We start from the raw sequence: 12,185 nt of genomic DNA on the forward strand, positions 1-12,185 counted from the left end.
ATCCGCACGAGGCCCGCAAACGAAAAGGCTCCGGACGATGCGGAGCCTCTGCGCGTTCATGGTGGGCCGTGAAGGATTCGAACCTTCGACCAAAAGATTAAAAGTCTTCTGCTCTACCGACTGAGCTAACGGCCCAAACAAAGACCCGGCATGGCGCCGGGGTGCGCATTCTAGCGCAACACGCCCGAAAACAGAATTCGGCCGCGGCCCGTCGGCCGCCGCCGGCAATGCCTGGCAGGCGTCCGCGGATGAGGTGGGCGTGCCGCGGCGGAGGCGCCGAAGCCGTCACCCGCCGCGCGTGCCGCAGCAGGCGCGATGCGCATGCGAACGGCGCACGGCAGGACGACGGCTCAGGCGTAGCGGGTCGGATCGGCCAGGCCGGCGGCGGCGAAGCCGTCCGCGCGCAGGCGGCACGCATCGCAGTGGCCGCAGGCGCGCCCCTGCGCGTCGGCGCGGTAGCAGGACACGGTCAACGCGAAATCCACGCCCAGCCGCGCGCCTTCGCTGGCGATCTGCGCCTTGCTCAGGTACTGCAGCGGCGCGTGGACGCGTATGCCCGCGCCCTCGACCCCGGCCTTGGTCGCCAGGTTGGCCAGCGCCTCGAAGGCGGCGACGAACTCGGGGCGGCAGTCCGGGTAGCCGGAGTAATCGACCGCGTTGACGCCGCAGAAGATGTCGCTGGCGCCCAGCACCTCGGCCCAGCCCAGGGCGAGCGAGAGCATGATGGTGTTGCGCGCCGGCACGTAGGTGACCGGGATGCCTTCGCCGCCGGCGTCGGGTACCTCGATGTCGGCGGTCAGCGCCGAACCGCCGATGCTGCGCAGGTCCACGTCCACGACCTTGTGCGCGGCCACGCCCAGCGCCTGCGCCACCCGCACGGCGGCATCCAGCTCGGAGGTGTGACGCTGGCCGTAGCGCACGCTGAGCGCGTGCACGGTGTAGCCCTGCTCCTGGGCCATGGCGACGACGGCGGCCGAATCCATGCCGCCGGAAAGAAGCACGACTGCCTTCTTCATGTATGAGAGTCCGGTTGGGGAAGGAATGCCAGCACGCTGTCCCGCGCCGGTGACAGGCCCACGGAAGCGATCCGGGGCATGACGGGCGGCCATCGGCTCGGGGGTCGGCGGCGCGCCGGGCCGGAGTGTACAGGGCGCGCGGGCGGATTCCGAGCACGCCCACGGGCATGCGGCGGCGTGTACCGGCCGGCGTTACCTGCCGGGCTCGTCGTTCCAGAGGATCTTGTGCAGCTGCATCTGGAAGCGCACCGGCAGGCGGTCGGCGACGATCCAGTCCGCCAGTTCGCGCGCGCCGAGCCGGTCCTTGCATGGCGAGAACAACACCATGCAGCGCTCGTGCAGGCGCTGGTCGGCGACCATGTCCCGGGCCCACTCGTAGTCGGCGCGGTCGCACAGCACGAACTTGACCTGGTCGCGCGCGCTCAGCAGCGGCAGGTTCTCCAGCCGGTTGCGCGCCATCTCTCCCGAGCCGGGGGTCTTGAGGTCGACGACACGCGACACGCGCTGATCGACGCCGCCGATGTCCAGCGCGCCGGAGGTTTCCAGCGATACGTCCAGCCCCGCGTCGCACAGCGCGCGCAGCAGCAGCAGGCAGCGCTTCTGCGCCAGCGGCTCGCCGCCGGTCACGCAGACATGGCGCACGCCGTGGCCGCGCACCTCGGCGACGATCTCGTCGATGTCGCGCCACTGCCCGCCGTGGAAGGCGTACTCGGTGTCGCAGTAGCCGCAGCGCAGCGGGCAGCCGGTCAGGCGCACGAATACCGTCGGCCATCCGGCGGTGTCCGCCTCGCCCTGCAGGGACAGGAAGATCTCGGTGATCTTCAGCCGCGGCAGCGGCGACTGCACGATCTCGCTGGGCGTGGCGGCGGCGCTGGAAAGGGAAACGGCGGTCATGACGGGAACTTCTGGTGGGCGGGCGGTTTCACCGCCCCCTTAACGAACACAGCCGGGCATGGCCCGGCTCTGCGGAAAACGCGTCGCCGGCGCTCAGCGGATCTGCTGGCCGAGACGGATCGACTGCAGGCGGTCCTGCGCAGTGCGCGCGGCATCGCTGCCCGGGAAACGCGTGGCGACCTGCTCGAGCGTCTGCTCGGCCCTGGACGCATCGCCCTGGCCGAACTGGGACAGGCCGAGCTTCAACAGGCCGCCGGCGGCCTTGTCGTGGGTCGGGTAGCGGGCAACCAGGTCGCGGAACTGCGCCTCGGCCAGCTGGAAATTACGGGTGGCGTAATAGCTCTCGCCCAGCCAGTACAGCGCGTTGGGGGTATAGACGCCATCGGGATACTGCTCCAGGAACCCCTGGAAAAGACGGGCCGATTCGTCGTACTTGCCCGCCTTGAGCGCGTCGAACGCGACGTTGTAGGTGGCGCGCTCATCGCCGGCCGCCGCGACCGCGCCGGCATCGCCGCGCACGGTCGGCGGTTTCTCGGCCGCCGCCGCGGGCTTGGCCGCCGGAAGCGCCGGCAACGCGGGCGTGCCCGCCGGTTCCGCGCCGCCCTCGAGGCGGTTCAGGCGCCCGTCCAGGTCCAGGTACTGGTCCCGGTTGCGCTGCTTGAGCTGTTCGTTCTCGTGCTGGAGCTGCTCGATCGTGCCCTGCAGCGCCTGCATCTCGCCGCGCAGCTGCTGCAGCTGGTTGAGCATGTCGGTGTTGGCCTGGCTGTTCTGGACCTGCTGCTCCAGCGCGCCGACGCGGTCGGCCAGGCTCTGCCGCTGCGCATGAGCGGGTGCGGCAGCCACGAGGGCTGCCGCAACCACGAGCATCATCGCCTTGATGCCGGTACGCATCGATTACTGCGCGGTGTAGACGATTTCGACGCGGCGGTTCTGCGACCAGCAGGACTCGCTCGACTCGGTGCAGACCGGACGCTCTTCGCCGTAGGACACGACGGTCAGCTGCGAAGCCGAACCACCGTTGGCCTGCAGCGCCGAGTTCACGGCATTGCCGCGACGCTCGCCCAGGGCCTGGTTGTAGGCGCGGCTGCCGCGCTCGTCGGTGTGGCCCTGCAGGGTGATGCGCGAGGACGGACGGTCGCGCAGGTACTTGGCATGGCAGGCCATGATCGCCTGGAACTCGGACTTCACTTCTTCCTTGTCGAAGTCGAAGTAGACCACGCGCTGGCGCAGGCAGGCGTCGGTGTCCAGGTCGCCCGGGCCGTACAGGCCGGAGGTCGACGGGGCACTCGGCTGGGTGGTGGCGGAACCGTTGTCGACCGGTGCAGCCGGCTGCTCCTTGACCTTCTTCGAGCAGCCCGCCAGCGCGGCGACCGACAGCAGCGAAACAAGCAGAACACGGGTGGACTTGTTCATGGGGTTACCTGAGGCTCCTGAGCCAATGATTGGGATTAATGCGGGTGGGATATTAACATTTAATCAACGCGCGGTACGGTATGGGCCCCATGCGGGCTCGCGCACATCGCCGTCCGCCAGGACCAGACGCTGGCGTACCCGCGCGTCGGCCGATACCGCATACAGCACACCACGTCCGCCCTCGCGGGCGGCGTACAACACCATGCCCGCGTTGGGCGCGAAGCTGGGCGATTCGTCCAGCGAACCCGGCGACAGCGTGCTCCAGCGCGGCGAGCCCAGGCTGCTGTCCATCAGCGCGATCTTGTAGGTGTTGCCGCTGCCCTGCGCCATGGCCAGCTTCTTGCCGTCGTAGGACACGGACACCTTGGCGTTGTAGTTGCCCTGGAAGGTCACGCGGCTGGCGCTGCCGCCGGCGGCCGGCACCTGGTAGATCTGCGGGCGGCCGCCGCGGTCGGAGGTGAAATAGATGGTCTTGCCGTCGGCGCTCCAGGTCGGCTCGGTGTCGATGGCGAAATGGCTGGTCAGCTGGGTCAGCTGCTTGCTGCCCAGGTCCATCACGTAGATCTCGGGGTTGCCGCTGCGCGAGAGGGTCAGCGCCAGACGCCTGCCGTCGGGGGAGAAGGCAGGCGCGCTGTTGATGCCGCGGAAGCTGGCGACGAGATCGCGCGCGCCGGTGGAGATGTTCTGGATGTAGATGGCCGAATTGCCGCGCTCGAAGCTGACATAGGCCAGCTGGCTGCCGTCCGGGCTCCACGAGGGCGACAGCAGCGGTTCGGCCGAACGCACGATGGTCTGCGGGTTGTAGCCGTCCGAGTCCGCCACCATCAGCGCGTAGCGCATGGCGTCGCCGCGGCCGCTGGCGGTGATGTAGGCGATGCGGGTCCAGAACGCGCCGCGCACGCCGGTGATCTTCTCGTAGATGGCGTCGGCCATCTGGTGGGCGACGTCGCGCATGGCATTGGAGCGGGCGGTCATCGCCAGGCCGAGCATGCGCTCGCCCTTGGCCACGTCGAACAGCTCGTACTCGACGCGGTAGGTCCCGGCGCCGGCGTCGAGCACGCGGCCGACGACCAGGTAGTCCTGCTTGAGCGCGCGCCAGGTCGGGTACTGCACCTCGCTGCCGCGGGTCGGGCGCTGCACGATCTGCGCCTCGGGCAGCGTGCGGAACTGGCCGGAACGGTCCAGGTCCGAACGCACCACCGCCGCCACGTCCGTGGCCGGCGCACCGGCGCTGCCCTGGTAGGGCATGGGCACCACGGTGATCGGCAGGGCCGAGGCGTTGCCGCCGATGATGTCGATTTCCAGCCCCTTCTGCTGCGCCATCGCCACGATGGGCAACAGCAGTGCGGTCAGGGCGGCCAGCCAGCGAAGCGGTTTCTTCATGGAGTGCTCAACGTGCGGATGAACAGGGGAACAAGGGATAGCAGCAGGCGGATGAACATTTTCGCAATCGTGAACGAAAATCACGTGAAATCCAGCCCTCGGCAGCGGAGTGGCATCAAGAACCGAGGCGGGAAGACGTCACCGAGAGTGCCGATGGCGGCGTGAAGCCGCCGCGATTCAGCGGTCCTGCGCCTCGAAGGTGAAGTTCAGCGTGCGCTGGAACACCGACTCGAAACCGCGGTACGGCAAGGGTTGCGCCCGCAGCACCGCCGCCTCGACCGAGCGCCGGCCGGCGTCGTCGTAGGGGCAGCCGGCGGCGAACTGCACGTCCACCACCTCGCCGCCGGGCAGCTGGCGGATGGTCAGGCGGCAGCGCTGGCCGCGCGGGATCGTATCCGGACGCACCCACTGGTTGAGCACGGCCTGCTGGATGGCCGCGGCGTATTTGGCGGTGAGGTCGTTGCTGGTGCCGCCCTGCCCCGGCGAGGCCTGCGGCGTGCCGCTGCTTGGCGAAGCGCTGGCGGATGCGGCCTGGGCGCGCGCCTGGGCGTCGGCCACCTGGCGCTGGCGCTGCTCGGCGAGCTTGACCTCGCGCTCGGCCTGCTCACGCTTGCGGCGGATCTCGGCGATCTTCTGCTGGCGCTCCTGCTCGGCCTTGGCCTCACTGGCCTTGCGCTGTTCCTCGGCCAGCTTCTTCTGCCGGTCGGCCTCTTCCTGCTGTTTGGCCAGGCGCAGCTTCTGCTCGGCCTCTTCCACGCGCTTGCGCTCGGTCAGGTCGATCTGTTCCTGGCGGCGCTTGGCCTCCTGCTCCTGTTTGGCCTTCTCTTCGGCGATGGCCAGCGCGCTGACCCGCTCCTGGTCGATCGTGTCCGGCTGGGCGATGCGCTCCTGCGCGTTGTGCTGCTGCAGCGTGGGCCCGTCCTGCGGCCGCGGCTCGGGAATCGGCTGCGGCGGCGGGATGGTGTCCTCCGGTACCGGTTCGGGCTGCACGTCCTGCACCGGCTCGGGCAACGGCGGCAGCTTCTCCGAGGCGCGCAGCGCGCTGCGCGCGGCCGCGGCTTCGGCCGCCGACAGCTGCAGGCTGGCCTCCACCGCCGGGTCGCCGGCGGCGGCCTCGGTGCTGCGCGAGGGCGACCACAGCCAGGCGACGATGAACAGCAGCGCGACCAGCACGTGCACCAGCAGCGCCAATACGACGGGCATGCCCCATTCGTTGCCGGGGTCGCGCGGCGGCGGCAGGGCGTCAGCGTGCATCGGTCGCCAGACCCACCTTCTCGATCCTGGCCGCCTTGATCACGTCCATCGCGGCCACGACCTTTTCATAGGCCACGGCGCGGTCGGCGGCGACGATCACGCGCAGGTCCTTGTCCTGCGCGGCCATCGCGCCCAGCTGCGCCTGCAGCGTGGCCGCGTCCATGCGCTCGGGGCTCTTGGCGTCGGGCAGCTTCAGGCTCAGCTGCCCGTCGGCCATCACCGAGACGACGACCGGGTCCTGCCGGCTCTCCAGCGCCTTGGCGTTGGAAGTGGGCAGGTCGACCTCGAAGCTGAGCGTCAGCAGCGGCGCGGTCACCATGAAGATGATCAGCAGCACCAGCATCACGTCGATGTACGGCACGACGTTGATCTCGGACTTGAGCTTGCGGCGCTTGCGCCGGGAAATGCCGGAAATCATGGGGAGCTGTTCCTGTTGGATCCCCGCGCGGGAATGCGCGGGCGGTCGCGGTGGACCCGCATCACTCGTCGGCGCCGGACTGGCGCTGCAGGATCGAACTGAACTCTTCGGCGAAGGTCTCGTAGCGCACCGACAGCCGTTCCACGCGGGTGGTGAAGCGGTTGTAGGCCCACGTCGCCGGGATCGCCACGAACAGGCCGATGGCGGTGGCGAACAGCGCCTCGGAGATGCCCGGCGCGACCGAGGCGATGCCCGCCTGCTCGCCGCTGCTGATCATGTCGTGCATGGTCACCATGATGCCGAACACCGTGCCGACCAGGCCCACGTACGGGGCGTTGGAGCCGATGTTGGCCAGCAGTTCCAGGTTGCGCTCCAGCCCGTCGACCTCGCGGGCGAAGGTGGTGCGCATGGCGCGCTGGGTGCCTTCCAGCTGGGTGCGGCTGTCCAGCCCGCGGCGGCCGTTGAGACGGCTGTATTCGCGGAAGCCGGATTCGAAGATCGCTTCCAGCCCGTCCACGGTGCGGTTGCGGTCGGCGGCCGAGGCGTAGAGCTTGGCCAGGTCGGCGCCGGACCAGAAGCGGTTCTCGAAATCGTCGGCGGCGCGGTCGGCGGCCTTGAACACGCGCGCCTTGCGGAAAATGATCACCCAGCTGATGAACGAGCCGGCCAGCAGCAGCAGCACGATCAGCTTGACCGGGATGCTGGCCTTGAGCATCAGGTCCAGGTAGTTGATGCCGCCATGGCTGGCGCGGGCGACGGTCTGCGCCGCGGCGGCGCTGACATCCGCCGGCAGTGCCTCGGTCACGGTGGCCTGCAGGGCCAGAAGCAAAGCGATCATCCGATGTTCCTCAATCTTGCGCGTGTTGGGTTTCGAACTGTTTGAGCGTGGCGTACAGCGTGTCGTCCATGGCCTGCGGGCGGAAGTCGCGGGCGCCGACCGCGGCCAGTCGCACCTGCGCGGTCACCAGCGGCTGGCCGTCGCGCAGCACCGCCTGGCCGATCACCAGGCTGGCGCGACGGCACCGCTGCAGTTCCACCGTGGTCTGCAGCGCATCGTCGAGCCGGGCCGGCTTCAGGAAATCCAGCGTCATCGCGCGGACCACGAACACCTGCCCGTCGCCGCTGCGCATGGCTTCCTGTCCATAGCCCATCGCCCGCATCCATTCGGTGCGCGCGCGTTCCATGAAGGCCACGTAGCGGGCGTGGTAGACCACGCCGCCAGCGTCGGTATCTTCCCAATAAATGCGTGTCGGCCAACTGAACCGGGCCTCAATCGACATCGGGCTGCTCCACGAACAGGTCGGCCGGCGCGGCCTTGGGTTTCAGGCCCATGTGCCGGTAGGCCTTGTGGGTGGCCATGCGCCCGCGCGCGGTGCGCACCAGGAAGCCCTGCTGGATCAGGTAGGGCTCGACCACGTCTTCCAGCGTGCCGCGTTCCTCGGACAACGCCGCGGCCAGCGACTCGATGCCGACCGGGCCGCCGTCGAAATATTCCACCAGGGTGCGCAGCAGGCGCCGGTCCAGTTCGTCGAAGCCTTCCGGGTCGACCTTGAGCATCTGCATCGCCGCCTGCGCCACGGCATCGTCGATGTGGCCGCCGGCCCTGACCTGGGCGTAGTCGCGCACGCGCCGCAGCAGCCGGTTGGCGATGCGCGGGGTGCCGCGCGAACGCCGCGCGATCTCGCCGGCGCCCTCGGCGCTGCAGTCGATGCCGAGGATGGCCGCCGAGCGGCGCACGATGCGGGTCAGTTCCTCGGCCGAGTAGAACTCCAGCCGCTGCACGATGCCGAAGCGGTCGCGCAGCGGCGCGGTCAGCAAGCCGGCGCGGGTGGTGGCGCCGATCAGGGTGAACGGCGGCAGGTCGAGCTTGATCGAGCGCGCGGCCGGGCCCTCGCCGATCATGATGTCGATCTGGAAGTCTTCCATCGCCGGGTACAGCACTTCCTCGACCACCGGCGACAGGCGGTGGATCTCGTCCACGAACAGCACATCGAACGGCTGCAGGTTGGTCAGCAGCGCGGCCAGGTCGCCGGCCTTCTCGATCACCGGGCCGGAGGTCACGCGCAGGCCGACACCCAGTTCGTTGGCGATCACGTGGCTCAGCGTGGTCTTGCCCAGCCCCGGCGGGCCGAAGATCAGCACGTGGTCCAGCGCCTCGCTGCGCGACTTCGCCGCCTGGATGTAGATGTCCAGCTGCTCGCGCACCGGCGCCTGGCCCAGGTAGTCGGCCAGGCGGCGCGGGCGGATGCTGGCATCGGCGGCGTCGTCCTCGCGGGTGGCGCCGGCGGCGATGATGCGGTTGTCGGTCATGCGCGGATTATGGCGGAGAAGCGGCAACGGCGCGTGGACCGAAGGTGGCGGGCCACGCCTTGGCAGCGCATGCCGCGCCCGCTGTCCTGCGCCATCAGATCTCCACCTGCGCGCCCAGTTCCACCAGCCGGTTTCCGGGAATGCGGAAGAAGTTGGTGGCCGGGGCGGCGTTGCGGTGCATGAAGGCGAACAGCTTGTCGCGCCAGACCGGCATGCCGCGGTTGGCGCTGGCCACGATGGTCTCGCGGCTGGCGAAGAAGGTGGTGTCCATCGGGTCGAAGTAGACGCCGCCATGGTCGCAGGAGCGCATCAGCGCCAGCGGCACGTCGGGCGTCTCCATGAAGCCGAAGCGCACGTAGATGCGGTAGAACTCGTCGCCCACCGGCTCGATCCGCAGCCGCTGCCCCGCCGCCGCGTAGGGCACCGGCAGGGTTTCCACGTGCAGGAACACGTTGCGTTCGTGCAGCACCTTGTTGTGCTTGAGGTTGTGCATCAGCGCGTGCGGCACCACCGTCGGGTCGGCGGTCAGGAACACCGCGGTGCCCGGCACCCGCACCGGCGGGGCCAGCATCAGCCCCGGCAGGAAGGTGTCGATGCGGATGCCGTCCTTGCGCACCTCGTCGCGCAGCAGCTCGCGGCCGCGGCGCCAGGTGCGCATCATCGTGAACAGCACGATGCCCAGCACCACCGGGAACCAGGCGCCCTGCAGCAGCTTGGCGCCGTTGGCGACGACGAAGCCCAGGTCGATCAGGAAGAACACCACGCACAGCGCCAGGATCCAGCGCTGCGCGCGCGGCCACAGCACGCGCGCCACCAGCGCCAGCAGCAGGGTGTCGATCAGCATCGTCGCCGACACCGAGATGCCGTAGGCCACGGCCAGGTTGCTGGAGCTGCGGAACGCCAGCACCAGCCCGAACACCATCAATGCCAGCCCCCAGTTGATACCGGGGATGTAGATCTGGCCGATGGTGTCGTGCGAGGTGTGCAGGATGCGCATGCGCGGGATGTAGCCCAGTTGCATGGCCTGGCGCGAGACCGAGAACGCGCCGGTGATCACCGACTGGCTGGCGATCACCGCCGCCATCGTCGCCAGCACGATCATCGGGTACAGCGCCCAGCCCGGCACCGCCTCGAAGAACGGGTTGGCCACCGCGTCCGGGCGCTGCAGCACCAGCGCGCCCTGCCCCAGGTAGTTCAGCACCAGGCACGGCAGCACGAAGAAATACCAGGCATGGCGGATCGGCGGCGCGCCGAAATGGCCCATGTCCGCGTACAGCGCCTCGCCGCCGGTCACCGCCAGCACCACCGCGCCGAAGATGAAGATGCCGTGCCAGCCGTGCTCGATGAAAAAGCGCGCCGCCCACCACGGGTTGAACGCCTTGAGCACCTCCGGCGCGGCCAGCACGTTCCACATGCCGATCGCCGCCAGCGACAGGAACCACAGCATCATCACCGGGCCGAACACCTTGCCCACCTTCTCCGTGCCGAAGCGCTGCGCGGCGAACACCGCCGCCAGCACCACCAGGGTGATGGGCACCACGAAATGGCCCAGCGCCGGCGCCGCCACCTGCAGGCCCTCGACCGCGCCCAGCACCGAGATCGCCGGGGTGATCACGCCGTCGCCGAAGAACAGCGAAGCGCCGAAGATGCCGAGGATGCCGACCACGTAGGCCGAGCGCGAGCCGTTGCGCAGGGTGCGCTGGGCCAGCGCCATCAGCGCCATGATGCCGCCCTCGCCGTCGTTGTCGGCGCGCATGATGATGGTCACGTACTTGAGCGTGACCACCATGTTCAGCGCCCAGAACGCCAGCGACAGTACGCCCAGCACCGTGTCGTGGTCGCTGTCCAGGCCGTAGTGCGGCGAGAACGCTTCCTTGAGCGTGTACAGCGGGCTGGTGCCGATGTCGCCGAACACGACGCCGATGGCGCCGACGATCAGCGCCAAGCCGCCGGCGGCGCCGGGACTGCCAGGGTGGTGGCCGGAGGTTTCAGGCTGGGAAGCGTGGGACATGGTGGTCTCGATCGCCCGTGAAGGGGGAATGCGTCAGCGCAGCGCCGATTGCAGCGCCTTGCGGATCACCGTGGCGACATCGTCGCCCTCGGTGGCCGCCTCGCGCGCCATCTTCGCCGCCTCGGCGGGTTTGTAACCCAGTTGCTGCAGGGCCACCGTCGCCTCGGACACCGGATCGGTGGCCAGCGGCCCGGTTACCGGCGAGCCGCCGCCGGCGAAATCGGCCGCCTTGTCGCGCAGTTCCACGATCATGCGCTCGGCGGTCTTCTTGCCGATGCCGGGAATGCGGGTCAGCGCGGTGATGTCGCCGGCCTGGATCAGCCGGCCGAACTCGTCCACGCTGGCGCCGGACAGCACCGCCAGCGCGATCTTCGCGCCGATGCCGGTGACCTTCTGCACGTCGCGGAACAGCCGCCGCTCGCCCTCGCGCAGGAAGCCGTACAGCGACACGCTGTCCTCTTTCTGCGCGTAGTGGGTGAACAGCACCACTTCGCGGCCGATGTCGGGCAGGTCGTAGAAGGTGCTCATCGGCGCCTCCAGTTCGTAACCGACGCCGCCCACGTCGATCACCAGCCACGGGGGAGCCTTGTGGGCGAGGATGCCGCGCAGACGACCGATCATGGATTTCCCTGGAAAGATGGAATGACGAAGACCGCCGCCAGGTACAGCGCGCCGGTCAGGCAGGCCAGCAGCATGGCGAAGAACAGCAGGAACAGCCAGTAATCCACGGGCTGCCGGTCGCGCGCGTACGCCTGCGGGTGCGCGAAGCGCAGCCCCAGCGAGGAAACGATCGCGCCGCTGCGCAGGTACGCGTACAGCACGAAGCACGCCGACAGGCACCAGCCCGCGCCCGCGGTGACGGCCAGAACATGCGCCAGCCCCTGCGGCAGGCCGGTAATGGCGCAGGCGGCCAGCACCACGATGCACAGCAGCAGGGCTGCTCAGGGCGCACAGGCCCGCCAGCCGCTGCATCCGCCGGTCGCGGACAGGCAAGCCGGCTTCGGCGTCCAACATGCGCCGGCGCAGCCCGCTCACTTGCGGCTCCAGGCCACGCGCGCCGCTACGCCCAGCCGGTTGGCGGTGGCGCGCACGTGCGCATGGGTGATCGCCACGGCCAGCGCGTCGGCGGCGTCGGCCTGCAGTTTGCCCTGCAGGCCGAGCATCAGCCCGACCATGTGCTGCACCTGCTGTTTCTCGGCGCCGCCGCGGCCCACCACCGCCAGCTTGATCTCGGTGGCGGCGTACTCGCTGACCGGCAGGTCGCGCAGCACCACCGCGCACAGCGCCGCGCCGCGCGCCTGGCCGAGCTTGAGCGCCGAGTCGGGGTTCTTGGCCATGAACACCTTCTCGATGGCCACTTCCTGCGGCTGGTACTCGTCGATCAGCGCGTGCACGCCGTGCACCAGCCGTTTCAGGCGCTGGGCGAAGTCCGCCGCGCCCAGCAGCACCAGCGGCTGGTGGTGGACATGGCGGGCGCGCCCGCCGG

At 69.5% G+C, this 12,185-nt stretch carries 14 protein-coding genes and 1 tRNA gene; all 15 read right to left on the bottom strand.

Annotated elements, in window-relative coordinates; genetic code table 11:
* Positions 1–59: 59 nt before the first annotated feature.
* Positions 60–135, bottom strand: a tRNA-Lys gene (locus CQ393_RS06805).
* A 215-nt stretch (positions 136–350) separates the two neighbouring features.
* A complete protein-coding gene (queC, locus tag CQ393_RS06810; protein WP_153190803.1) occupies positions 351–1,016 on the bottom strand; it encodes a 7-cyano-7-deazaguanine synthase QueC in 666 nt (221 codons plus the stop codon).
* 192 nt (positions 1,017–1,208) lie between these two features.
* Positions 1,209–1,910, bottom strand: coding sequence for a 7-carboxy-7-deazaguanine synthase QueE (queE, locus tag CQ393_RS06815; protein ID WP_153190804.1), 702 nt, complete (start codon positions 1,908–1,910; stop codon positions 1,209–1,211).
* 93 nt (positions 1,911–2,003) lie between these two features.
* The gene (gene ybgF, locus CQ393_RS06820; protein WP_153190805.1) at positions 2,004–2,801 is read right to left on the bottom strand and encodes a tol-pal system protein YbgF; all 798 of its coding nucleotides are present in this window, start codon (positions 2,799–2,801) and stop codon (positions 2,004–2,006) included.
* Between the two features lie 3 nt (positions 2,802–2,804).
* The gene (gene pal / locus CQ393_RS06825; RefSeq protein ID WP_153190806.1) at positions 2,805–3,323 is read right to left on the bottom strand and encodes a peptidoglycan-associated lipoprotein Pal; all 519 of its coding nucleotides are present in this window, start codon (positions 3,321–3,323) and stop codon (positions 2,805–2,807) included.
* Between the two features lie 63 nt (positions 3,324–3,386).
* Positions 3,387–4,706, bottom strand: coding sequence for a Tol-Pal system beta propeller repeat protein TolB (tolB, locus tag CQ393_RS06830; RefSeq protein ID WP_153190807.1), 1,320 nt, complete (start codon positions 4,704–4,706; stop codon positions 3,387–3,389).
* 177 nt (positions 4,707–4,883) lie between these two features.
* The gene (tolA, locus tag CQ393_RS06835) at positions 4,884–5,960 is read right to left on the bottom strand and encodes a cell envelope integrity protein TolA (RefSeq protein WP_153190808.1); all 1,077 of its coding nucleotides are present in this window, start codon (positions 5,958–5,960) and stop codon (positions 4,884–4,886) included.
* A complete protein-coding gene (gene tolR, locus CQ393_RS06840) occupies positions 5,950–6,378 on the bottom strand; it encodes a protein TolR (RefSeq protein ID WP_153190809.1) in 429 nt (142 codons plus the stop codon). The genes tolA and tolR overlap by 11 nt, the downstream gene beginning before the upstream one ends.
* 61 nt (positions 6,379–6,439) lie before the next feature.
* Entirely contained in the window at positions 6,440–7,216 is a 777-nt protein-coding gene (gene tolQ / locus CQ393_RS06845; protein WP_153190810.1) for a protein TolQ, read from the bottom strand.
* A 10-nt stretch (positions 7,217–7,226) separates the two neighbouring features.
* Positions 7,227–7,658, bottom strand: a complete 432-nt coding sequence (ybgC, locus tag CQ393_RS06850; RefSeq protein ID WP_153190811.1) for a tol-pal system-associated acyl-CoA thioesterase — start codon at positions 7,656–7,658, stop codon at positions 7,227–7,229.
* A complete protein-coding gene (gene ruvB, locus CQ393_RS06855) occupies positions 7,648–8,688 on the bottom strand; it encodes a Holliday junction branch migration DNA helicase RuvB (protein WP_153190812.1) in 1,041 nt (346 codons plus the stop codon). The genes ybgC and ruvB overlap by 11 nt, the downstream gene beginning before the upstream one ends.
* A gap of 94 nt (positions 8,689–8,782) precedes the next feature.
* On the bottom strand, positions 8,783–10,699 hold the full coding sequence (locus CQ393_RS06860) for a potassium transporter Kup (protein ID WP_153190813.1): 1,917 nt from the start codon (positions 10,697–10,699) through the stop codon (positions 8,783–8,785).
* Positions 10,700–10,732: 33 nt separating this feature from the next.
* Positions 10,733–11,320: a Holliday junction branch migration protein RuvA gene (gene ruvA, locus CQ393_RS06865; protein WP_153190814.1), complete on the bottom strand. Its 588-nt coding sequence runs from the start codon at positions 11,318–11,320 to the stop codon at positions 10,733–10,735.
* Positions 11,317–11,619 carry a hypothetical protein gene (locus CQ393_RS06870; protein WP_153190815.1) on the bottom strand — a complete coding sequence of 101 codons (303 nt, stop codon included), beginning with the start codon at positions 11,617–11,619 and terminating at the stop codon, positions 11,317–11,319. The genes ruvA and CQ393_RS06870 overlap by 4 nt, the downstream gene beginning before the upstream one ends.
* Before the next feature lie 111 nt (positions 11,620–11,730).
* Positions 11,731–12,185: crossover junction endodeoxyribonuclease RuvC (gene ruvC / locus CQ393_RS06875; protein WP_153190850.1), on the bottom strand; the 455-nt coding region annotated here is incomplete at its 5' end.

The organism is Stenotrophomonas sp. MYb238 (assembly GCF_009496535.1).
GTDB lineage: Bacteria > Pseudomonadota > Gammaproteobacteria > Xanthomonadales > Xanthomonadaceae > Stenotrophomonas.

Coding starts and splice junctions, on each gene's coding strand:
- queC (WP_153190803.1), bottom strand. CDS start 1,016: ATGAAGAAGGCAGTCGTGCTTCTTTCCGGCGGCATGGATTCGGCCGCC.
- queE (WP_153190804.1), bottom strand. CDS start 1,910: ATGACCGCCGTTTCCCTTTCCAGCGCCGCCGCCACGCCCAGCGAGATC.
- ybgF (WP_153190805.1), bottom strand. CDS start 2,801: ATGCGTACCGGCATCAAGGCGATGATGCTCGTGGTTGCGGCAGCCCTC.
- pal (WP_153190806.1), bottom strand. CDS start 3,323: ATGAACAAGTCCACCCGTGTTCTGCTTGTTTCGCTGCTGTCGGTCGCC.
- tolB (WP_153190807.1), bottom strand. CDS start 4,706: ATGAAGAAACCGCTTCGCTGGCTGGCCGCCCTGACCGCACTGCTGTTG.
- tolA (WP_153190808.1), bottom strand. CDS start 5,960: ATGCACGCTGACGCCCTGCCGCCGCCGCGCGACCCCGGCAACGAATGG.
- tolR (WP_153190809.1), bottom strand. CDS start 6,378: ATGATTTCCGGCATTTCCCGGCGCAAGCGCCGCAAGCTCAAGTCCGAG.
- tolQ (WP_153190810.1), bottom strand. CDS start 7,216: ATGATCGCTTTGCTTCTGGCCCTGCAGGCCACCGTGACCGAGGCACTG.
- ybgC (WP_153190811.1), bottom strand. CDS start 7,658: ATGTCGATTGAGGCCCGGTTCAGTTGGCCGACACGCATTTATTGGGAA.
- ruvB (WP_153190812.1), bottom strand. CDS start 8,688: ATGACCGACAACCGCATCATCGCCGCCGGCGCCACCCGCGAGGACGAC.
- CQ393_RS06860 (WP_153190813.1), bottom strand. CDS start 10,699: ATGTCCCACGCTTCCCAGCCTGAAACCTCCGGCCACCACCCTGGCAGT.
- ruvA (WP_153190814.1), bottom strand. CDS start 11,320: ATGATCGGTCGTCTGCGCGGCATCCTCGCCCACAAGGCTCCCCCGTGG.